This is a genomic window from Arthrobacter sp. MMS24-T111 (assembly GCF_054888995.1).
In genome coordinates this window covers 3968459-3990696 of record NZ_JBTZRO010000001.1, presented here as the reverse complement: position 1 = coordinate 3990696, position 22238 = coordinate 3968459, and the positions used below count along the sequence as shown (strand labels likewise).

The following is a 22238-nucleotide window of genomic DNA, read 5'->3' as shown; positions in this document are numbered from 1 at the left end:
ACGTCACCTATGCGGCGTGTCTAAGCGACGGCGGAGGGCCCCTGCGCCGCGTAAGTGACCACGGCGAAGGCGGCCTGGGCTTACGCCTCAGACTGCAGTTCCGGGTCCTTCTTCAGGCCGGTGAGGCCGTTCCAGGCCAGGTTGACCAGGTGCGCGGCGACTGTTTGCTTGTCGGGCTGGCGGCTGTCCTGCCACCACTGGCCGGTCATGGCCACCATGCCAACCAGCATCTGGGCGTACATGGCGCCGTCCTCGCCGCTGAAGCCGCGCCGGGAGAATTCGTCGGAGAGGATGTGTTCCACGCGGGCGGTGACCTGGGAGAGCAGGGTGGAGAAGGCGCCCTCGGGCTGGGACGGGGGAGCGTCGCGCATGAGGATCCGGAAGCCCTCCGTGCGCTCCTCGATGTAGGTCAGCAGGGCCAGGGCGGCGCGTTCGACGAGGACCCGGGGTTTGGCTTCCTCGGTGAGGGCGGTATTGATGGCGTCCAGCAGGATATGGAACTCGCACTCCACCACCTGCGTGTACAACCCTTCCTTGGATCCGAAGTGTTCGTAGATGACCGGCTTGGACACGCCCGCGCTGGCGGCGATCTCCTCAATGGTGGTCCCGTCGAGCCCGCGGACGGCAAAAAGGGCCCGGCCGACGTCGATCAACTGGCTACGCCGCTGCAGGCCGGTCATCCGCATCCGCGGCAGGTTGTTGCTCACAATCCCATCATGCCCCACCGCCCACAGGCCCGATTCCGCCCGGCCGGCAGGGGAGAACCGGCCGGTGTCGCGCGGTGCCCCGAACCCATGGCAAAATAGGGACTTGTGCCCGGGCCTTTGAGTCCTCCGGCACGGTCCGCTCTGGTGTAACGGCAGCACCCCGGCCTTTGGAGCCGTGGAGTATAGGTTCGAATCCTATGGGCGGAACTGCTGTGCGAGGAGCGTTCAGTAGGATGGCACCCGGTGCCGGGCGGACATGGCCGTCGGACACCCCAATGCGCCAGCACAACCTAGCAAGGAGAGCCCGTACGTGATCCCCGAGAATGCCGGCCCGGCCGCTGTCATCGTTCTGGCAGCAGGCGCCGGCACCCGGATGAAGTCGCGTACACCCAAGATCCTCCACGAAATCGGCGGCCTCTCCCTGGTGGGCCACGCCCTCCGTGCGGCCCGCAGCATCAACCCGCAGCGGCTCGCCATCGTGGTGCGGCACGAACGTGACCTGGTTGCCGGGCATGTTTCGGCACTGGATCCCGACGCCGTCATCGTGGACCAGGACGACGTGCCGGGCACCGGCCGCGCCGTGGAAGCCGCCCTCGAGGCACTCCACGCGGAACAAGGCCTGGCGGGCACCGTTGTGGTCACCTACGGCGATGTTCCGCTGCTCTCCGGGGAACTCCTGGACGAACTCGTGGCCACCCACGAGCGTGACGGCAACGCGGTCACCGTCCTCACCGCCGTCCTCGACGACGCCACCGGTTACGGCCGCATCCTCCGGGGCGAGGACGGCTCCGTCACGGGCATCCGCGAACACAAGGATTCTTCCGAGGCCGAGCGGCTGATCCGCGAGGTCAACTCCGGTATCTATGCCTTCGACGCCGCCGTGCTCCGGGACGCCCTCGGCCAGGTCACCACCGACAACGCCCAGGGCGAGAAATACCTCACCGACGTCCTGTCCCTGGCGCGCGCAGCCGGCGGCCGGGTTGCCGCCGTCGTCACCGCCGACCGCTGGCAGGTGGAAGGCGCGAACGACCGCGTCCAGCTGGCCGCCCTCGGCGCCGAACTGAACCGCCGCACCGTTGAGGCGTGGATGCGCGCAGGCGTCACGGTAGTAGACCCGGCCACCACATGGATCGACGCATCGGTCACCCTGGACGAGGACGTGCGGCTGCTGCCCAACACCCAGCTGCACGGCGCCACCACCGTGGCCCGGGACGCCGTCGTCGGCCCCGACACCACGCTGACCGACGTCACCGTCGGCGAGGGCGCAACGGTGGTCCGCACCCACGGTTCCGGCTCGGTGATCGGGCCGCGCGCCGCCGTCGGCCCCTTCACCTACCTGCGGCCGGGCACCGTGCTTGGTGAAACGGGCAAGATCGGTGCGTTCTACGAAACCAAGAACGTCACCATCGGCCGCGGCTCCAAGCTGTCGCACCTGGGCTACGCAGGCGACGCCGAAATCGGCGAAGACACCAACATCGGCTGTGGAAACATCACGGCGAACTACGACGGCGAGAAGAAGCACCGCACGGTAATCGGCTCGGGCGTGCGTACCGGCTCCAACACGGTCTTTGTTGCCCCGGTCACCGTGGGGGACGGTGCCTACAGCGGCGCCGGCGCAGTGATCCGCAAGGACGTCCCTGCAGGCGCGCTCGCACTGAGCGTCGCCGCGCAGCGCAACGCCGAGGGCTGGGTCCCCGCGAACCGTCCGGGAACCCGCTCCGCCGAACTGGCCCAGGCGGCCACCCAGAACTCCTCCAGTACCCAGGCATCTACAGAAGAGGGCAAGTAACAATGAGCGAAATTACGGCGCACGGCGAAAAGAAGCTGGTGCTCGCCACCGGGCGGGCCCATCCGGAGCTGGCCCGGGAAATCGCCAAGGAACTCGGCACTGACCTCCTGCCCGTCGATGCCTACGACTTCGCGAACGGCGAGATCTACGTCCGCGCGGGTGAAAGCGTCCGCGGCACCGATGCCTTCGTGATCCAGGCCCACCCGGCACCGCTGAACAACCACCTGATGGAACAGCTGATCATGATCGATTCGCTGAAGCGGGCTTCCGCCAAGCGCATCACCGTGGTTTCGCCGTTCTACCCCTATGCGCGGCAGGACAAGAAGGGCCGCGGCCGCGAGCCCATCTCCGCCCGGCTGGTGGCAGACCTCTACAAGACTGCCGGCGCGGACCGCATCATGAGCGTTGACCTGCATACCTCCCAGATCCAGGGCTTCTTCGACGGTCCGGTGGACCACCTGATGGCCATCCCGCTGCTGGCCGACTACATCCGCACCCGGGTGGACGCCGAAAACATCACGGTTGTCTCCCCGGACACCGGCCGCGTCCGCGTCGCCGAACAGTGGGCCGAACGCCTGGGCGGCGCGCCCCTCGCCTTCGTGCACAAGAGCCGGGACCTCACAGTCCCCAACCAGGCTGTCTCCAAGACGGTGGTGGGCCAGATCGAGGGCCGCACCTGCGTGCTGATCGATGACATGATCGACACCGGCGGCACCATTTCCGGTGCCGTGACCGTGCTGAAGAACGCCGGGGCCAAAGACGTCATCATCGCGGCCACGCACGCCGTCTTCTCCGAGCCGGCCGCCCGCCGCCTCTCCGAGTCCGGTGCCCGCGAAGTGGTGGTCACCAACACCCTGCCGCTGACCGCATCCCAGCGGTTCCCGCAGCTGACGGTGCTGTCCATCGCGCCGTTGATCGCCCGCGCCATCCGCGAAGTGTTCGACGACGGTTCCGTCACCAGCCTCTTCGACGGCAAGGCGTAGCGACTGGTTGAGCCTGTCGAAACCCGGGGTTGCGGTTTCGGCAGGCAACCACCGCCGCATCATCGTTTTCAATATTCGGGTCCGGCGCTGGTAGGCTTGATCCCGATACCTTGGCGAGGGAGAGCAAAGTCTCCGTTATCGACTGGGTCTGCTTGTCCCTTGCTGAGAGGGACTGCCTTCTTGAAGGGCCGCTTACCGGCCGCCCGGCGTTGAAGGTCACACCAGACCTCCGCCCTTGCTGAACACCGTTTCATCTTCAAGGAGATTTCCATGTCTGAGCAGAAGCTCGCAGCAGAACTGCGCACCGAATTCGGCAAGGGCTACGCCCGCCGCGCACGGATGGCCAACCTGATCCCGGCCGTCATTTACGGCCACGGCGCAGAGCCCATCCATGTCACCCTCCCGGCCAAGGCCACCACGCTGGCCGTCCGCACCGCCAATGCCCTGCTGTCCCTGGACATCAACGGCGAAGGCCACCTGGCCCTGGTCAAGGACATCCAGCGTGATCCCGTAAAGCAGATCATCGAGCACATCGACCTCCTGACCGTCCGCAAGGGCGAGAAGGTCACTGTCGACGTTCCCGTGCATGTCGAGGGCGAATCCGCTCCCGGCACCGTCCACAACCTGGAACTGACGGTCGTGTCCCTCGAAGCCGAGGCCACCCACCTGCCCGAGTCCGTCGTCGTGAGCATCGAAGGCCGCGGCGCCGGCGAGCACATCCACGGCTCCGACCTGGTCCTGCCCAAGGGCACCGTCCTGCTGACCGACGCCGAGGCACTGGTCGTCAACATCTCCGAGGCCGTTGAAATCGCCGAGGAAGAGGAAACCGAAGGTGCGTCCGAGGGCGCAGCCGAGGAAGCTTCCGAGGCAGCCGAAGAGGCAGCCGCAGAGTAAGCACTCCGCACCGCCTGACAGTGGCCGGACCCCGCACGGGGCCGGCCACCGTCGTGTCCGCACAGCGCCGTTCCCGCCCCAACCGCCCCCATAGGATTGATCCATGACTGATACCTGGCTGATCGTCGGCCTCGGCAACCCCGGGGCGCAGTACCAAGGCAACAGGCACAACATTGGCCAGATGGTCCTCGATGAACTCGCCTCCCGGATGGGCGCAGGCTTCAAGGCCCACAAAGCCCGGGCCCAGGTCGTGGAGGGCCGCCTGGGGATCGGGGGCCCGCGGGTAATCCTGGCCAAACCGATGACGTACATGAACGTCTCCGGCGGCCCCGTGTCTGCCCTCGCCAACTTCTACGGGATCGCCGTAGACCACGTGGTGGCCGTCCACGATGAGATCGACATCCCCTTCAACACGGTGAAACTCAAGCTCGGCGGCGGCGAAGGCGGCCACAACGGCCTGCGCGACATTTCCAAAGCACTCGACACCAAGGACTACCTGCGCGTCCGGGTGGGGGTGGGCCGGCCGCCCGGCCGGATGGACACGGCAGACTACGTCCTGCGCGACTTCGGCACCGCGGAACGGAAGGAACTGCCCTTCCTGCTCGACGACGCAGCGGACGCCGTTGAGTCCTTGCTCCGGGAAGGACTCACTGCCACGCAGCAGAAATTCCACCCCGCCAAGTCCGGATCACTCCAAGCAGAATCGTAAAAGTTCCCTTGTGCCCTGTTTCCTTGTCAGTGGCAAGGGGTACTCTTCTTCCTATGCGGGGGAGCAATGGGGCTACATCCCGCTATTGCAGGATGTAGGGGACAAGTTCATGTCAATCGAGCCACTCAGCTGGGGACGTGGGTCAACACCTCAGGGTGATGGGCTGGCCACGGGGTCCTCCGCAGTGACGGAGGGCCGGCAATGGTCCGTGCCGGCACGAAGTGCCAATCTTGACGCCGTCCGCACAGCGTTGACCAGCGAACACTCTCTCGGTGCCGTGATCACGGGCGCCCGCGGAGTGGGGAAATCCTCCTTGGCCAGGGCGGCAGTGGCAGACCTGGGCCCGGATATCTGGTCGCTGCAGCTCCGGAGCGCACCCTCCGGCTCCAACACCCCGTATGGCTGCCTCTCCTTCCTCCTGGCCCGGTTGCCGCAGGCCTACATGGGTTCACCCACTGCCATCCTGCGCGGGATCACCTCCCTGATCCGCAGCGATGCGGCGGGCAGGCCCTGCATCATCACGCTGGACACCTCCGGCACTGTCGACGACATGAGTGCCGGCGTGCTGTTGAACGTGTTGCTGACCGGCACGGCAAGGATCATCGCCGTCGCTCCCAAAGCCAGTGACCTGCCGGCGGATTTCCACTGGCTCCTGACGGACCGCAAGCTCACCGAAGTCAGGCTCAGCAACCTCAACGAATTGCAGACCCGGCAGGTCCTGCTGTCCCTGCTGGGGCACCGCGTCGCATCGTCCCTGGTCACCACCTACCACCAGATGGTGGGCGGCAACCCCCTGCTGCTCAAAGCCCTGGTTACCGAGCAACAGCTTTCCGGGAACCTCGTGCTGTCCGAATCCGTCTGGACGCTCCGGGACAAGGTGGTGCTCGACGGCGCCGCGAGCCTGGATGACATCGTCAGGTCGCGCTGGACAAGGGAAACACCGGAGACCCGCGAAGTCATTGAAATGTTGTCCTGCGCCCGCCGGGTGGAACTGTCCCGGCTGACTGCCATCTATGGCGCCGACGTCGTGGCGGACATGGAGGACGCCGGGCTGCTCGAGATCGACGACTCCGAGTACCGCTGGGTGTCGCTGCGGGAGAAGTACATTGGCGACGTCGTCAGGACCTGGCTGAGCATTTCCCGGCGGCGGGAGCTCCGCTCCGTGCTGCTGGGCGGCGAGGAGCCCGACCCCGCGGCCATGACCGTCGATGAACTGATGTCGTTCGCCGCGTGGACCCATGAATGCGAGGCGGAACTCAGCCCGGCACTGGCGCTTGCGGCCGCCCAGGCCGCCGTCCAGCTCTTCGACCCCCGGTTCGCGTTGACCTATGCGGAGATGATCCAGCGGACGGATGCCTTGTGGGCATCCGCGCAGCGGCAAAAGGCCGCCGCGTACCTGCAGCTGGACATGGCGGTCCAGGCCCTGGCCGCCCTTGAGGACATTACCCAACCTGAACTTGAGGCCCTCGACCTCGAAGAGTACGCCCAGGTGGTGGCCGCCAAGGCGCGGGTCATGCTCTGCCTTCCGGAACGGTCCGGCTCGGTCGGGAGCTCTTCGCCTCGGCCCGCGAACGCCTGGCCACTGCGGGAGACCACCAGGACTGGCCTGCTCCTGCCGCGGTGGCGGCCAACCGCATTTCGCTGAGCGAATTCGAGTACCAGGCGCACGCGGGAAGGTACGCCGCCATGATTCCCGACCTTGAGCGGGCCGTTGACCCAGCCGCCAACCCTGACACCGGCTACCGGCTCCAGTGCGCCATCATCCTGATGAGCGCCCTGGCCATGACGGGCCGGGAGATGGATGCCCTGGGCCTCGTGCGCCAGATCGGTGGCCAACTCAGCGATGCCTCGCACATTGTGGGCCTGCGGGAACGGTACACGCGGGAGGCCTACTTCGTTCTTTTGATGGCCGGCCAGTGGCGGCGCTGCATTGACCTCATGGCCCCGTTCAGCGCCGGCCAGCCCTTCCGGCTTCCTTACCGCAGCGCGGCCACGGAAATCGCTGCCGGAATAGCTTTCGCGTTTTCCGGCCGGGGCGAAGCTGCCCTGGAACCCCTGATTTCTGCCGCAGCGCAGCTGGAGCTGCAACCGGTCCAGGGTGCGCTGCGCACCGCGTACGCGGCCACGGCCCTGGCCTACGCCCAGACCGGAAACGCCGCGCTGTCACGCAAGTACCTGACGAAAGTCCAGCGGATGCCCGGCAGGTCAGGGTTTGCCGTGGAGAGCATCATCGAGTTCTGCACACTCGTGGCCGGACGGTGGCTGGGCGACTCCGACGCCGTCACCAGCCTCAAGCAGGGGGCCCGCGCGAACGCAGAAGCGGGCCGGTATGCCATGGCCGGGATCTACCTGCTGGCGGCAACGGTGAACGGCAGCGATGCCGACTTCCGCTTCCTGGAGGAGATCGCGGGCCACCGGCAAGGCCCGCTGGCCGAAGTATCCCGGCTGATCGCCGTGGGAAGCCGGACAAAGGACGCCAAGGCGCTGCTCGCCGGCGGCGAACTCGCGGCCACCCTGGAACTCGACGCCGTCGAAGCCCGCTGCATGGCACTGGCGGTGGACTTTGCGCGCCAGGACGGGGATGCCCTGTCGGCCCGGACCGCGCAGGCACGGCTGGACATCCTGGCCGCCACGGTAGCCAACCTCCCCATCGTGCCCAGCAGCGGCAGCCCGCTGTTGACCAGCCGTGAGCGGCAGATTGCACGAATGGCCGGCAGGGGTGCCTCAAACCGTGACATCGCCCTGGAAATGGGTGTCTCAGTCCGCACCGTCGAAGGCCACCTGTACCAGGTGTTCACCAAGCTGGGCGTAACTTCAAGGGGTGATCTGACTGGACTCGTCTAATGGCCACAAACCCACATCTGCCCATCGGCTCCTGACCGGACGGCGGGAGCCCGTGGACCGGATCTGCAACCTGGTGCGCAATGGCACCAGCCATGCGGTCTTCGTCATGGCAGGCCCGGGGATTGGAAAATCGGCGGTGACCGACGCCGTCACCGAACGGCTCGCCGGGCACCTGAACGTGGTGCGCATCCATGCCAGTTCCGCGCTCTCCGGGGTGCCCTTCGGGGTCCTGACCCCCTATACCGGGGAACTCACGGCTGAGGAGTCGGTCTCGCCGGTGGCCGTGTTGCGGTCAATGTGGTCCTACTTTGAAAAGCTGAAAGCCGGTAACGGCTCGGCAGTCCTGCTCGCGGTGGACGACGCACATCACCTGGACGAGGCCTCGGCAGGGGTACTGGCTGAGCTGATTTCGGCGGGCTGGGCAACCGTGCTGGCGGCCGCGCGGCCCCGGCCCGGCCTTCCGCAGCCGCTGGAGCAGCTCTGGTACGACGGCCTTGCCGAGCGCGTCGATCTTCGGCCCCTGAACCGCGAGCAGATAGAGGAAGTCCTGGCCCACGTCCTGGACGGGACCGTTCCGGCTGCCACGGTGGACGCCATGTGGAGCGCTTCGAGCGGAAATCCACGGATCCTTGACGCCTTGCTGCATGACTCCGCGGAAGCCGGGGTACTGGCCAAACGCAACGGCATCTGGATCCTGCTCGGGGACCTTCCTGCCGACGGGCCCCGGCTGGCAGCGGTGGTTGCCAAGGACCACCTGTGCCGCGGACCCGAGGAACAGGAAGCCCTGAAGCTTATTGCCCTGGCCGGCCCGGTGGGACGCAAGGTCATCGAAGACATCAGTGGGGCAGCGGTGGTCCGGTCCCTGCTGGACCAGCAGATGATCGTGGAGACCCCCGGCGTTCCCGCGGAACTTTACCTCTGGAACGCGCTCTTCGCCGGCGCCATCAGGAACACGGTATCGGTCTCCCGGAGCCTCCAGCTCTTGGAGAAGGTCAAGGCACACCAGGACCCCGGATTGCTGCAGGGGGAAGGCCGGCTCCGTTCGGTGGAATGGGCGCTGGAGTGTGGCCTCCGGGTCGGCGACGACGAGTTGCTGGCCGCCGCCAAAGTGGCGTTGCTCGCGTACCGCAACAACAGCGCGCGGTCCATCGCGGCCAAGATCCGCAACCCCGCCTTGATCCCCTTGGCCCAGGCGGTCCAGGCCCGGGCCCTGTATAACGAGGGCTCCTACCAGGAAGCAGCGGCCCTCCTGGACGAGTGCTGGCTCCCGCTGGCCGGGGACCCGCAAGGGCCGGCAGCCCTGGTGCTCCGGGTTTCGGCACACCAGGCCAATGGCCGGCTGCTGGCAGATGTAGCGGAGGACGTGGAGCGGGCCATCGCCCAATTCGGCCAGGATGGCAGCTGGCAGGCGGAGCTTCTGCAAGTGCTGCAGCTTGGGGCCGAGGTCAACGTCCAGGCACTTGGCGAGGAAGTCGACAGGATCAGGAAACGCGGCGCAGCGGGCTCCGGGGAGAGCCGCTGCGTGCCCTGGCTGAGGCGCTCCTGGCCCATGCCCTGGCCGCTGCAGGGCGTCCCGTCCAGGGCTTGGATGCTGCCATGATGGCGGCGTCGGAGCTTCCTCCGCTCGAAGGCAGCCTGTTCTTCTTCCCTGAGTTCGTGCTGGGACGGCTGGTCTCCAACTACCTGGCCATGGGCGAATGGGAATCGGCCGAGCGGGAACTGAACGGCTACGCGGCAGGCCACGGCGCGGGTGCGGCCATTTTCGACGGGAGCCTGAACGTACTCCGCGGCTACTCCCTGCTTCGCCAGGGCCGGATGGAGCGGGCCTACCAGGTCCTGCTGCCCGCCGTGGAAGCCCTGAGGCTCAACGATCCGTTGCAGCTGTACCGGTTCGGTACAGCGCTGGGCTATTACGTGGCGGCCCGTCTCGGGGATGCTGAACAGGCAAGACGGCTGGAACAGGATCACAAGGACGCCTTCGCCGGCGGCCCCGCACATGACCTCCTGGCCGAGGCGTACGTGGCAGCGGGGGCAGAGTACACCGCCCGTGACGGCAAGGGGCTGGCTGCGTTGCAGACGCTCATGACGACGCCGGAGGCAGCCGCAAGGGCCGGCAACCTCCTCGAAGTCCTGGCCATGTGCTGGGACCTCGGGGACCCCTCGGTGATCCCCATGGTCCAGACGGTTGCCCGCGGCGTGGAAGGCCGCTGGGCGGAGGCGCTGCTGACCCTGGCCACGGCGTGGGAAAACGCCGACGGTGACACCCTGATGGCAACGGCTGCCTCGCTGGAGGAAGCAGCCTTTGTCAACCTGGCCCGGGAGGCTTATGCCCGTGCCAGCACGGTGCTGGAACAGGCAGGCGAACGCCGCCGGTCCCGGCAGGCGGTGGCCCAACGGGAAAAGTGCGACCACGAACTCGGCGAGCGCTTCCGCGAGGGGCGCTTCATCGCCGCCGCACCCGCGGTCCACCTCACCCGCCGGGAGCAGGACATCGTCGAACTTGCCGTCCAGGGACTGACCGACCGGGAGATCGCCCAGCGCCTGATGGTGTCGGTGCGCACGGTGGAAGGGCACCTGTACCGTACTTACGTCAAGCTTGGCGTCCGCAGCCGCGATGAGCTGGAGACGGCCCTGCCCAAGTAGTCCCGGCTGCCCTTCCCCGGTACCTGCCCGCGACGGCCGCCGTCGGCCGCCCCCTCGCCGTTGGTGCCCTGCGGCGCCGTTTCCACGCGCCGTACGTCACCGTGCCGCGGGTGCCCTGTGACCGCCGTTCCGCTCGCGGCGGAACCACACCCCGGCCGCAGCATGCGCCTGTGCATGGCCACCTGGCCGCGGCCGGTAGTGCACCCCCGAGGATTCGAGTACACCCTACTCGTGTACGGGAGGGCGCTACCGGATTTACTTAAGGAGGCAAAGCAAAGCGGCAGGCTGGAAGCCGCGGAGCAGCCGATCAGGACATTGAGGCCCCTCATATTTCCGGTCCCCACGGACCGGGCACAGACGGGGCCGGCGACGTCAGAGTCTTCTGAGACCGAGACTCTCCCCCAGCCGTCGCCGGCCCTCTGCTCCCTCGGCCGAAGCCCGGGGCAGCGGTGGCGGCAGCCCCTCCGGGCGGCCGCCACAGCCGTGTTGTGGGACAATTGGGTGTCAAACATTGGCAGCCCAAGGAGTTCGTTTTGGCCGTAGTATCAACGCCAGCCACGCTGGAACGTGCCCTGCCGGCCATGGACAACGCGGAAGTGCTGCGCATCCGCAACGACTTCCCCGTGCTGAACCAGCTGGTCAACGGCCAGCCGCTGGTCTACCTCGACTCCGGCGCCACCTCGCAGAACCCGGTCAGCGTCATCGAAGCCGAACAGGAGTTCTACGAACAGCGCAATGCTGCCGTGCACCGCGGCGCACACCATCTTGCGGTGGAAGCCACCGAAGTCTTCGAAGATGCCCGGCAAACCATCGCCGACTTCATCGGGGCCGGCTATGAAGAGACCATCTGGACCTCGAACGCCACCGAGGGGCTGAACCTCATCAGCTACGCCCTGTCCAACGCCGCCCTTTGGGCTGCCCAAGGCCGCGGCGATCGCGGCCTGCGGGAACTGGCGCTGGGGCCCGGCGACGAGATCGTGGTGACTGAGATGGAGCACCACGCCAACCTTATTCCGTGGCAGGAGCTGGCTTTCCGTACCGGGGCGACGCTCCGCCATATTCCCATCGATGACGACGGCAGCCTGCGCATGGACGCTGCGGCCTCAGTCATCGGACCCCGGACAAAGGTCCTGGCCTTCACCCATGCCTCCAACGTGCTGGGCATCATCAACCCGGTGCAGGAATTGACGTCCTTGGGCCGCGCCGCCGGCGCCCTCGTGGTCCTGGACGCATGCCAGTCCGCCCCGCACCTGCCCTTGGACGTCAAGGAGCTGGACGTGGACTTCGCGGTCCTCTCGGGCCACAAAATGCTCGCCCCCACGGGCATCGGCGTGCTGTACGGACGGCAGGAACTCCTGGACATCCTGCCGCCGTTCCTGACCGGCGGATCCATGATCACCACCGTCACCATGGAGCGGGCAGAGTACCTGCCGGCACCACAACGCTTCGAAGCCGGTACCCAGCGCATCTCCCAGGCCGTGGCATTGGCCGCCGCGGCCAACTACCTCACCGAAACCGGGCTGGATCGGATCCACGCCTGGGAATCCGAACTCGGCCAGCGCATGGTGGTGGGCCTTGAAGCCATTCCCGGCGTCAGGGTCCTTGGCCCGGCCGCAGGCAGGGAGCGGATCGGCCTTGCCGCGTTCGACGTCGAAGGCGTCCACGCCCACGACGTCGGGCAATTCCTGGACTCCCGCGGGATCGCCGTGCGCGTCGGGCACCACTGCGCCCAGCCGCTGCACCGGCGGCTGGGACTGACCGCCACCACCCGCGCCAGCGCCTACCTGTACAACACCACCGACGACGTGGACCGCTTCCTTGAAGCCGTGGCCGGCGTCAGGGCCTACTTCCGCGCCTAGCGGAGAACACGAAGGGTGACACCATGAGCCTCGACCAGTTGTACCAGCAGATCATCCTGGACCATTCCAAGGCCCGCCACGGCAGCGGGCTGGCCGCCACCGATGCCCCGGCCGGCGCGGCAACAGGCCAGTCCCACCAGCTCAACCCGGTATGCGGAGACGAAGTCACCCTGCGGCTGGCGGTGCAGGACGGCAAGGTGGTCCAGGTGGCGTGGGACGGAGCCGGTTGCTCCATTTCCATGGCCTCGGCGTCGGTTCTCTCCGAACTCGCCGACGGCATGACCGTTGCCGAACTGCACCAGGTGATCGAGAGCTTCCGCGAGGTGCTCCGCTCACGCGGCAAGGTCCAGGCCGATCCCGAACTGCTGGGGGACGCCGCTGCCTTCGAGGGGGTTGCCCGCTACGCGGCCCGGGTCAAGTGCGCCATGATCTCCTGGGTGGCGGCGGAGGACGCGCTCAACCAGGCGGCATAACCGCAGGGATGAGACCAGCCCGGGCCTTCCTCGTTCCGGAGGAAGGCCCGGGCTGTGTCATGCCGGAGCCGTGCTGCCGCGCGGAAGGGTCAGCCCAGCAGTCCCAGGACGCCGATGACTGCGGTGGCGAGTCCCAGCACCATGGAGATGCTGACCAGCACCACGTGCACGGTCAGGAATTTGGTGGCCTTGCCGGCAGTGTCGCGGGCACGGGGATCGTTCATGACCCGGCGCAGGAACTGCGGCCAGACCACCAGCGACCAGACGCCGGCGACAATCAGGACCAGCGCAGCGAAAACGGGCAGCTCCATGTACTAGTGGCTTTCCAGCCAGGCCTGCGCCTGCGTGGCTTGCAGGTTCAAGGCCTTGGCCACCATGGGCTCGGCGGCATCGGCGATCTTGCCGCCCAGGAACGGAACGGAGGACTTCACGGCGCCCTCAAGCTCCACCCGGGTTCCACCGGCGTCGGCCACCAGCCGCTGCACGGCCGTGACATCCACCGGGGCGCCGGCGATCTTCAGCGAGATGTTGCTCTGGCGGGAGCCATCAGCGGCGGGGGCGTCCCAGTTTTCCACCTGGGTCACTTTGAGGTGCTCACCGACAAACTTGCGGGCAATCTCGGGCAGCCGGGTGGTGGGCAACGTCCGCACCGACGTGGCGCTGAACGCCCCGGCGGTGTCGCCGTCGACCTTGAAGGACTCCAGTTCGCCGCCCACCAGCCGGCTGACGTGGCGCTGGAAATCCTCGTTCACCAGCACAGCGGCAACGCTGTCAACGGAGTGCGGAAGGGTGGTGGTTGCGCTCAGCGCCATGGGTCCTCCTGGGACGTCGGGAAAGGATTTACGCCTCCAACATCCTACGGGGTCACCTCTGCGCGCTCCGCATCGGCCAGTTTTTGGGCTGCCGCGGTGATGTTCCGGGCCATGGCCGGGAAGATCAGGCTGTGGAAGGGAAGTACGGCCAGCCAGTAGAGCCGTCCGCTCAAACCCTTCGGGAAGAAAATGGCCCGCTGCCGGTACCGGCTGCCTCCGCCGTCCGGCTCCACGGAGAGCTCCAGCCAGGCACGGCCGGGCGCGCGCATTTCTGCCCGCAGCCGGAGCAGCCTGCCGCGGTCGATCCGCTCCACCCGCCACCAGTCCACCACCTCGCCGGCGGCCAGGGAGTGCGGGTGCCGGCGGCCCCGCAGCAGCCCGGCGCCGCCGGTCAATTTATCCAGCCAGCCCCGCACCTGCCAGGCCAAGGGCAGCGAGTACCAGCCGTTGCGGCCGCCGATCCCCTCGATGATGGTCCAGACGTGCGCCGGGTCCACGTCTCCGTGGAACGTCCGTTCGTCGATGTAGACCTTGTGCCCGGCCCACTCGGGGTCGCTGGGCAGCGGGTCTGAATCCGCGCCGGCGTTCGCCCACGTGGTCTCCACCTGGCCGTCCCGTTCCTTGCCCAGCGCCAAGGCCACCGCGGTGCGGTAGGGCGTGAGGCCGCCGTCGGGCTGCGGAATGAACTGGTCGATGTCGTGCTCGTTGGACACGGCGTCATGTTGCAACGACTGGACCAGGGGGACCGCCATGGACCATGGGATGGGGGTTGTCAGGGCCACCCACATGCCGGCCAGCTTGGGCGCCGGCACAGGCAGCGCCAACACCACCCGGTAAGGCAGGCCGGCCACGGCTGAGTACTCCTGCATCATCTTGGCGTAGGTCAGCACCTGCCGGCAGCCGATGTCGAAGGTCCGGTTGATGGGACCCTCCAGCGACGCCGCAGCCACCAGGTAATAGAGCACATCGCGGACGGCGATGGCTTCGATCCGGTTGCGCACCCAGCTTGGTGCGGGCATGAGGGGCAGGGTCTCGGACAGGTGCCGGATCATTTCGAAGGAAGCGGAGCCGGAACCGATCACCACGCCCGCCTGGTACACGATCGAATCCACCGGGCTGTCCAGGAAGACCTTGCCCACGGCCTCGCGTGAGCGCATGTGGGTGGACAGCTCCACCCCCTTCGGGTGCAGGCCGCCCAGGTAGACAATCCGGTGGACGCCCGCCGCCGTGGCAGCATCCGCCGCCGTCCGGGCCATCGCTTTTTCCTTCGCCTCGAAACCGGCCCCTGCCGCCATGGAGTGCACCAGGTAGTAGAAGACGTCGACGCCGGCAAGGGCTGCGCGGAGGGCGTCGCCGTCGTCAAGGCTGCTTTCCACCACGTCCACCTCGGTGCGCCAGGGCACACCGGCGATCTTGTCGGGGGAGCGGACCAGGACCTTGACCGTATGGCCCGCTTCCAGCAGCCGTGGCACGAGCCGGCCGCCGATGTACCCGGTGGCACCGGTGACAAGGACGGTCTTTGATGTAGGCCGGGCAGTCATTTCGCTCATACTGGCTCCTGTTCGTCCCTTGTGGTTCGGAGCGGCGGCTTGTCCGGACGGCTGCTCCGACGCCGAATGCGATGGCACTGCCAGCCTAGGCCCGCAATCGCGGGACTGCCATGTCGGTCCCGCGCGGTAGGCTGGAAGTTCCCCGGGATTCGCAGCGAATTTCGGGTTTTCGCGTTGCCTGCGATTTTGATGAACAGCACAGGAGCTACTGCCATGAGTCTTTCCGGCCAGTCCGCCGCCGGCACGTCCAGCACCGGCAAAACCCGCGCCGGCTCCTCCGGCGCCGTCCCTACGCTGGATGGCCTGCGCCGTGCCCTGGAACCGGACCGGACATTCGGCCGGGTCCGGGCCGAGGCTGCACGGGGCTTCGAAGTTCGTGGACAGGACTACCAGATCAGCGCCCCCGCCGGCCTGCGGCCCGTGCTGCTGGCGGAGATGGCAGATGGCCTGGCGGCAGCGGCGGGCAGCGGTGAACCGGGCGTTGTGCTGGCCGTGACCGCCACCGGCAGGGAAGCCGAGGACCTCTCCGCGGCCCTGCGCGCGTACCTGCCGGCGGACACCGTGGCCGAGTTCCCCAGCTGGGAAACCCTTCCGCACGAGCGGCTCTCGCCGCGCTCGGATACCGTGGGCCGCCGGCTCTCGGTCCTTCGCCGCCTGGCCCATCCGGAAAGTTCGACGACGGCCCGGCTGCGCGTCGTCGTCGCGCCCGTCCGCGCCGTGGTCCAGCCGGTGGTGGCCGGCCTGGGAGACCTGGTGCCGGTCACGTTGAAAGTGGGCCAGGAGGTCCCGTTTTCCGATGTTGTGAAGCGCCTCGCGGACGCTGCCTACGCCCGCGTGGACATGGTGACGCACCGCGGCGAATTCGCCGTCCGAGGTGGCATCATCGACGTCTTCCCGCCCACCGAGGACCACCCCATCCGGGTGGAGTTCTTCGGGGACGAAGTGGACCAGATGCGCTGGTTCGCCGTGGCCGACCAGCGCTCGCTGTCCGCCCCGGGCATCCACCACCCCACGGAACTGCATGCGCCGCCATGCCGCGAAATCCTCATCACGCCGTCCGTGATGTCCCGCGCCGCCACGCTGAAGGCCCAGCTGCCGGCCGCGGCGGACATGCTCGAAAAGATCGCCGGCGGCATCGCCGTGGAAGGCATGGAATCCCTGGCCCCGGTGCTGGTGGACGCGATGGTGCCGTTCGTGGACCAGCTGCCCGCCGATTCCATCGCGGTGGTCATCGAACCCGAGAAGGTGCGCACCCGCGCCCACGACCTCGCCGCCACCAACGAGGAGTTCCTCGAGGCGGCCTGGTCCACGGCCTCGGACGGCGGGACGGCGCCCCTGGACCTCAGCTCCCAGGCCAGCGCGGCGCTGCACTCGGCGAGCTTCCGGTCGCTTGCAGAAACCCGCGCGTCCGCGTCGGGGCACGGGGTCTCCTGGTGGTCCATCACCTCCCTGGCCCAGGACGCGGAGTTGCTCCCCGAGATCGACGTATTGAACCTGCATGCCCGCGAACCCCGCGGCTACCAGGGCGATGTGGCGGAAATGATGGAGTTCGTCGGCTCGCATGTCCGCGACCAGTGGCGCATCGTGGTGGCTACCGAAGGTCCCGGCCCGGCCCAGCGCCTGGCCGAGCTCTTCCATGACGCGGACATTCCGTGCGCCCGGGTGGACAGCCTGGACCACGAACCCCAGGCGGGCATCATCGAAGTGACCACCGCCGCCGTCGGCCGCGGTTTTGTCCTTGACGGGCTCAAACTGGGCCTGCTGACGGAGGCCGACCTCCTGGGCCGGACTTCTGCCGGGTCCACCAAGGACATGCGGCGGATGCCCTCCAAACGGCGCAATGCGGTTGACCCGCTGCAGCTGGTGGCCGGGGACCATGTGGTGCACGAACAGCATGGCATCGGCCGGTTCGTGGAACTGATCCAGCGGAAGGTGGCCGGCGGCGGCGACGGGGTGCGGGAGTACCTGGTCCTGGAGTACGCGCCGGCCAAGCGCGGGGCGCCCGGCGACCGCTTGTTCGTCCCCACGGACCAGCTGGACCAGGTGACCCGCTACGTGGGCGGTGACGCTCCGGTGCTAAGCAAGATGGGCGGCGCCGACTGGGCCAGCACCAAGTCCAAGGCCCGGAAGGCCGTCAAGGAGATCGCCGGTGAACTGATCCGGCTCTACTCGGCCCGGATGGCCTCCCGCGGCCACGCGTTCGCCCCGGATACGCCCTGGCAGCGGGAACTGGAGGAGGCCTTCCCGTACGTGGAGACTCCCGACCAGCTCACCACCATCAACGAGGTCAAGGCGGACATGGAACGGGAAATCCCCATGGACCGCCTGGTCTCCGGCGACGTCGGCTACGGCAAGACCGAGATTGCGGTGCGGGCGGCGTTCAAGGCTGTCCAGGACGGCAAGCAGGTGGCCGTGCTGGTGCCTACCACCCTGCTCGCGCAGCAGCACTATGAGACGTTCACCGAACGGTTCTCCGGCTTCCCGCTGCGGGTCAAGCCGCTGTCCCGCTTCCAGGCCGCCAAGGAGGCCAAGGAGACGGCCGAGGGCGTGAAGAACGGCACGGTGGACGTGGTGATCGGCACGCACCGGCTGCTCTCCAAGGATTTCGAGTTCAAGGACCTTGGCCTGGTGATCGTGGACGAGGAGCAGCGGTTCGGCGTCGAGCACAAGGAAGCGCTGAAGAAGATGCGCACCAACGTGGATGTCCTGGCCATGAGCGCCACCCCGATTCCGCGCACCCTGGAGATGTCCCTGACCGGCATCCGGGAAACGTCCACCCTGGCCACCCCGCCGGAGGAACGGCACCCGGTGCTGACCTATGTGGGCCCGTACACGGACAAGCAGACCTCCGCCGCGATCCGCCGCGAACTGATGCGCGAAGGACAGGTGTTCTTCGTCCACAACCGGGTGTCCACGATCGAACGCACCGCCGCGAAGATCCGTGAACTGGTGCCGGAGGCGCGCGTGGAGGTGGCGCACGGCAAGATGTCCGAGAGCCGGCTGGAGCAGATCATCGTGGACTTCTGGGAGAAGCGGTTCGATGTCCTGGTCTGCACCACCATCATCGAGACCGGGCTGGACATCTCCAACGCCAACACCCTGATCGTCGATGGCGCGGACAAGTACGGCCTGTCCCAGCTGCATCAGCTCCGCGGCCGGGTGGGCCGTGGCCGGGAACGTGCCTACGCCTACTTCCTCTACCCCTCGGAGAAGCCGCTGGGCGAGGTGGCCCTGGAACGGCTCAAGGCCGTGGCCGCGCACAACGAACTGGGCGCCGGCATGCAACTGGCCATGAAGGACCTGGAGATCCGTGGTGCCGGCAACCTGCTGGGCGGTGAACAGTCCGGGCACATCCAGGGGGTGGGCTTCGACCTGTACATCCGCCTGGTGGGCGAGGCCGTAGCGGACTTCCGCGGCGAAGCCGAAGAGAAGGCTGCGGAGATGAAGATCGAACTGCCGGTCAACGCGCACCTGCCGCACGACTACGTCCCCGGCGAGCGGCTGCGCCTGGAGGCCTACCGGAAGCTCGCCTCCGCAGTCACCAATGAGGCCATCGACGAGGTCATGGCGGAGCTCGTGGACCGTTACGGCGAACTGCCGCTGCCGGCGCAGAACCTTGTGGCCGTGGCCAGGTTCCGTGTGGGTGCACGCGAGGCCGGGCTGACCGACGTCGCGCTGCAGGGCAACTTCATCAAGTTTTCCCCGGCCACCCTGCCGGAATCCAAGGTGATGCGACTGAACCGCATGTACCCGGGCGCCCAATCCAAGCCCGCCCTGGACGCCGTCCTCATCCCCAAACCGAAAACCGCACGGATCGGCGGCCGGGACCTGCAGGACGCCGAGATCCTCGACTGGGCCAACGGCGTGATCCGGAACATCTTCTCCGATGCTCCCCTGACCGTCGGTTAGGGGATGATGGAGGACACCACGCCGCGTCGGGAGCCGCGGCGTGGGTTGCTGTTGCGTCCACGGGACCGTACACACTGGGCTGGTATCCGCTGGATCCCACCGGCATCCTCATCGGCGGGATGGCGACGGCGGGCACGGCCCTGGTGTGCGACTGGGACCACCGCTCCAGCACGGTGGCGCACTCGCTCCCGCCGCTGTCCAATGTGATCGCGCGTGGCATCGAGAACGCCAGCGGCGGCCACCGGCAGGGCACGCATTCCATCGTGGGCGCCGCCCTGTTCGTGTTCCTGGCCGGCCTGGCATCTCAGGTCCATATGGACACCCCCTGGGGCCGCCTGTCCGTCGGCGCCGGGCTGCTGTGCATGTTCCTGATCAACATCGCGGCCAAGGCGCTGAAACTCTTTCCCAAGAGTGGATTCATCTCGAACTGGATTTTCGCCCTGGCGATGGCCGGCCTGGTCACGTTCTTCGCGCCGGACCAATGGACCTGGCTGCCCACCTCGATGCTGATTGGAGTGGTGGTCCATATTGTCGGCGACCTGGTCACCACCGGGGGAGTGCCGCTGCTGTGGCCGCTGGTCATCAGGCCACCCCGGCTGCTGCGCCGGCTGCCCCTGCTGCGGAACGTCTGGCGCCCCAACGGCGCCCTCTCGGTGCCCCTGCTGGGACGGGCGGGATCCAAGCGGGAGTGGCTGGTGCTGATCCCGGTCAGCGCCTACGCCATGGTGGGCATGTCCATGGCCGGCTGCGCCATCGCCAGGGACCACTGGGGCCCGGTGGCCGCCGCCGCGGGGGCTTGGATCAGGCTGTGGTTCTAGCAGCAGGAAGGCCTCGGGCAGCAGACAGCAAAGGACCCCGGACGGCGTGTCCGGGGTCCTTTGCTGTCTGCGTGGGGATCAGTGCTCGCCTGCGGAGTCAGACCGTCCGAGGATGGTCTGCGGGATCCAGAACGCCAGGGCGAACAGGACCAGGCACACCGCCATCGGCCAGGGGTTGTCCAGGCTGAGGAAGGACAGGGAGTAGATGGCGCCCAGGAACAGGGCGAAGCTGACCACGAAAAGGACAGCGCTGGTGGCCGTGTTGTTCTCGTTCTGCGGGGTGCGGACCATGTCCTGGTTCGACGTCGTGTCCCGGCTGGACGCGTTGATCTTGCTGGACATGTGTTCCTCCTCGGCCCCGCGGGGCTTGGTCTGTGGCGGCCGTCCGGTCCCGGTCAGTAAGCGGCTGAACCCTGTTCACCCTTGACGATGGCAATCCCGGAGCTGGCGCCGATTCGTGTTGCACCTGCAGCAATCATAGCCTGAGCGTCGGCCAGGGACCGTACACCGCCGGAGGCCTTGACCCCCACGTTCGGGCCCACGGCCTTGCGCATCAGCGCCACGTCTTCAACGGTGGCGCCGCCACCGTTGAAGCCTGTGGACGTCTTGACGAAGTCCGCGCCGGCCTCCACTGCCGCCTGGCAGGCCAGGACCTTTTGTTCGTCGGTCAGGAGCGCGGTTTCGATGATGACCTTCAGGATGGCGCCACCGGCGTGCACGGTCTCGGCCACGGCGGCGATGTCATCGGCCAGGGCGCCCTTGTCGCCTGCCCGGGCAGCGGCGATGTTGATCACCATATCCACCTCGTCAGCGCCGTCCAGTACCGCGCCGCGGGCCTCGAAGGACTTCACGTCCGTGGGGGTCGCCCCCAGCGGGAAGCCGACCACGGAGCAGGTGAGGACTCCTGAGCCCTTCAGCGCGGTGGTGACGGTCTTGACCCAGACAGGGTTGACGCAGACCGACTTGAACCCGTACTCGGCGGCCTCGGCGCAGACTTTCAGCACCTCGGCTTCCGAGGCTTCGGGCTTGAGCAGCGTGTGGTCGATGTAGGAGGCGATGTTCCCGTCACCGGCCGGTGTGGGGGTGCCTGCGTGAACGGTGGCTTCATTGCTCATGGATGGTCCTCTCGAGGGGCTTCGTCGGCCCGGCGCGTCGGTGACTCGTTGCTGAAACCATCTTGTCACAGCGCGCCGGGGCCGCACCGGCAGCCCGGTGGCGGACGCCGCGGGACAACCCCGGCCGGGCCGGTCAGGCGGCCACCTGCAGTGCCGGCACGGCGGCGGTGGACGGAACTGCGGTGGCAACGGCGGTCAGCAACTGGGTGGCGCAGGCCCCCGCCGCGGACGCCGCCGCCACCAGCAGGCCCAGCCGAACGCCGTCGAACGCCGCAGCATCACCGATGGCCCAAATGCCGGGGACCGACGTGCGGAAGTCGCGGCTGATCACGATGCCGCCGCCGGCGGCCGTCCGCACCCCGGCCGTGGCGGCGAGGCTGTCACGGGAGACCCGTTCCTCGGCCAGGACCACCAGGTCTCCGGTCATGCTGCTGCCGTCCTCGAAGACGACGGCGGAGGAGGCCAGGCCGGAAGCGGATCCGCCCGGAACAACGGAAGGAACGACGGCGGCGGGCCTGGCCGTTGTGCGGATGGGCCGCACGCCTTTGGCCCGGAGGACGGCTTCGGCTTGTCCGGCGGCCGCGCCCGTGCCGACGAGGATGCCGACGGGCCTGCGTCCCAGTTCACGGGTGACTTCCTGGACGCCTTCGGCGATGCGCGGGGCGTCGTCGATGGTGGAGTAGCTCAGGCACTGGGCGGCGCCGTCCACGGGGCTGGCAGCGGGGGCGGAGCCGGTGGCGATGACCAGCTGGTCGTAGGCGAACTCCATGCCGTCGGCGGTGGCCACGGTGCGGTTGGCGGCGTCGATGTGGCTTGCGGGCTGGCCGAAGCGCACGGAAACCTGGGGCAGCATGGCCAGTTCCAGCAGTTCGGCGGGAGTGTCGTCCCGGTTGCTCAGTACGGTAATGCTTCCGGTGAAACGGGCGCGGTCCAGCTGCGCAACCAGGGCTTGGGCGGCCGGTCCGGCCCCGGCGATGACGATGCGGGTTGCCTCGGAGGTGGACGGGGAGGGTGCCGGAGCGGACATGTGCTGGCCCTTTCGCTGGTGGCCGTTAACCGGCCGGAACTTCGTGATGCACCCCAGCGTAGGGGCCTGCTTTTTCGGTTGTGTTACCCGTCCATTGCTGTTTCGG

18 protein-coding genes, 1 tRNA gene and 1 pseudogene are annotated in these 22238 nt (G+C 67.8%); 13 read left to right on the top strand and 7 right to left on the bottom strand.

What is annotated here, in order from left to right:
* Nucleotides 1-80 precede the first annotated feature (80 nt).
* On the bottom strand, nt 81-707 hold the full coding sequence (locus ACX5I6_RS18610; protein ID WP_461841426.1) for a TetR/AcrR family transcriptional regulator: 627 nt from the start codon (nt 705-707) through the stop codon (nt 81-83).
* Between the two features lie 135 nt (nt 708-842).
* On the opposite strand from ACX5I6_RS18610, the gene ACX5I6_RS18605 reads away from it, so the two are divergent.
* The 11 genes from ACX5I6_RS18605 to sufU all read left to right on the top strand — a co-directional run bounded on the left by ACX5I6_RS18605 (nt 843) and on the right by sufU (nt 12901).
* Nucleotides 843-914, top strand: a tRNA-Gln gene (locus ACX5I6_RS18605).
* A gap of 103 nt (nt 915-1017) precedes the next feature.
* Nucleotides 1018-2496: a bifunctional UDP-N-acetylglucosamine diphosphorylase/glucosamine-1-phosphate N-acetyltransferase GlmU gene (gene glmU, locus ACX5I6_RS18600; protein ID WP_461841425.1), complete on the top strand. Its 1479-nt coding sequence runs from the start codon at nt 1018-1020 to the stop codon at nt 2494-2496.
* Between the two features lie 2 nt (nt 2497-2498).
* Nucleotides 2499-3479: a ribose-phosphate diphosphokinase gene (locus tag ACX5I6_RS18595; protein WP_018762958.1), complete on the top strand. Its 981-nt coding sequence runs from the start codon at nt 2499-2501 to the stop codon at nt 3477-3479.
* A 270-nt stretch (nt 3480-3749) separates the two neighbouring features.
* Complete coding sequence (locus ACX5I6_RS18590; RefSeq protein ID WP_461841424.1) at nt 3750-4373, top strand: 50S ribosomal protein L25/general stress protein Ctc; 624 nt, start codon at nt 3750-3752, stop codon at nt 4371-4373.
* Nucleotides 4374-4476: 103 nt separating this feature from the next.
* Nucleotides 4477-5082, top strand: a complete 606-nt coding sequence (gene pth / locus ACX5I6_RS18585; protein WP_461841423.1) for an aminoacyl-tRNA hydrolase — start codon at nt 4477-4479, stop codon at nt 5080-5082.
* Nucleotides 5083-5191: 109 nt separating this feature from the next.
* On the top strand, nt 5192-6727 hold the full coding sequence (locus ACX5I6_RS18580) for a hypothetical protein (protein WP_461841422.1): 1536 nt from the start codon (nt 5192-5194) through the stop codon (nt 6725-6727).
* Nucleotides 6703-7926, top strand: a complete 1224-nt coding sequence (locus ACX5I6_RS18575; RefSeq protein ID WP_461841421.1) for a LuxR C-terminal-related transcriptional regulator — start codon at nt 6703-6705, stop codon at nt 7924-7926. Before ACX5I6_RS18580 ends, ACX5I6_RS18575 begins: the two co-directional genes overlap by 25 nt.
* 52 nt (nt 7927-7978) lie before the next feature.
* On the top strand, nt 7979-9526 hold the full coding sequence (locus tag ACX5I6_RS18570) for a hypothetical protein (protein WP_461841420.1): 1548 nt from the start codon (nt 7979-7981) through the stop codon (nt 9524-9526).
* Entirely contained in the window at nt 9523-10569 is a 1047-nt protein-coding gene (locus tag ACX5I6_RS18565; protein ID WP_461841419.1) for a helix-turn-helix transcriptional regulator, read from the top strand. Before ACX5I6_RS18570 ends, ACX5I6_RS18565 begins: the two co-directional genes overlap by 4 nt.
* A gap of 533 nt (nt 10570-11102) precedes the next feature.
* Nucleotides 11103-12428, top strand: coding sequence for a SufS family cysteine desulfurase (locus ACX5I6_RS18560; protein WP_461841418.1), 1326 nt, complete (start codon nt 11103-11105; stop codon nt 12426-12428).
* 23 nt (nt 12429-12451) lie between these two features.
* Nucleotides 12452-12901 carry a Fe-S cluster assembly sulfur transfer protein SufU gene (gene sufU, locus ACX5I6_RS18555; protein WP_018762964.1) on the top strand — a complete coding sequence of 150 codons (450 nt, stop codon included), beginning with the start codon at nt 12452-12454 and terminating at the stop codon, nt 12899-12901.
* Between the two features lie 89 nt (nt 12902-12990).
* Here the strand turns inward: sufU and ACX5I6_RS18550 are convergent, their stop codons facing one another.
* Genes ACX5I6_RS18550 through ACX5I6_RS18540 form a run of 3 tightly spaced genes read right to left on the bottom strand, consistent with a single transcriptional unit; the run spans nt 12991 to nt 15263 of the window.
* Nucleotides 12991-13212, bottom strand: coding sequence for an SCO4848 family membrane protein (locus tag ACX5I6_RS18550; protein ID WP_018762965.1), 222 nt, complete (start codon nt 13210-13212; stop codon nt 12991-12993).
* Nucleotides 13213-13215: 3 nt separating this feature from the next.
* Entirely contained in the window at nt 13216-13713 is a 498-nt protein-coding gene (locus ACX5I6_RS18545; protein ID WP_018762966.1) for a DUF2505 domain-containing protein, read from the bottom strand.
* A gap of 44 nt (nt 13714-13757) precedes the next feature.
* Nucleotides 13758-15263, bottom strand: coding sequence for an SDR family oxidoreductase (locus ACX5I6_RS18540; protein WP_133832160.1), 1506 nt, complete (start codon nt 15261-15263; stop codon nt 13758-13760).
* A 213-nt stretch (nt 15264-15476) separates the two neighbouring features.
* Between ACX5I6_RS18540 and mfd the strand changes: the two genes are divergently transcribed.
* Together mfd and ACX5I6_RS18530 are read left to right on the top strand one after the other, a co-directional pair.
* Nucleotides 15477-19172 carry a transcription-repair coupling factor gene (gene mfd / locus ACX5I6_RS18535; protein WP_461841417.1) on the top strand — a complete coding sequence of 1232 codons (3696 nt, stop codon included), beginning with the start codon at nt 15477-15479 and terminating at the stop codon, nt 19170-19172.
* 8 nt (nt 19173-19180) lie between these two features.
* A pseudogene (locus ACX5I6_RS18530) lies at nt 19181-19990 on the top strand (metal-dependent hydrolase); the annotation flags it as partial.
* A gap of 78 nt (nt 19991-20068) precedes the next feature.
* Here the strand turns inward: ACX5I6_RS18530 and ACX5I6_RS18525 are convergent.
* From ACX5I6_RS18525 to ACX5I6_RS18515, 3 genes are all read right to left on the bottom strand, one after another.
* Nucleotides 20069-20332, bottom strand: coding sequence for a hypothetical protein (locus ACX5I6_RS18525; protein ID WP_018762970.1), 264 nt, complete (start codon nt 20330-20332; stop codon nt 20069-20071).
* Between the two features lie 53 nt (nt 20333-20385).
* On the bottom strand, nt 20386-21105 hold the full coding sequence (gene deoC / locus ACX5I6_RS18520; protein WP_461841416.1) for a deoxyribose-phosphate aldolase: 720 nt from the start codon (nt 21103-21105) through the stop codon (nt 20386-20388).
* A 133-nt stretch (nt 21106-21238) separates the two neighbouring features.
* Nucleotides 21239-22132, bottom strand: a complete 894-nt coding sequence (locus ACX5I6_RS18515; RefSeq protein WP_461841415.1) for an FAD-dependent oxidoreductase — start codon at nt 22130-22132, stop codon at nt 21239-21241.
* Between the last annotated feature and the right edge of the window lie 106 nt (nt 22133-22238).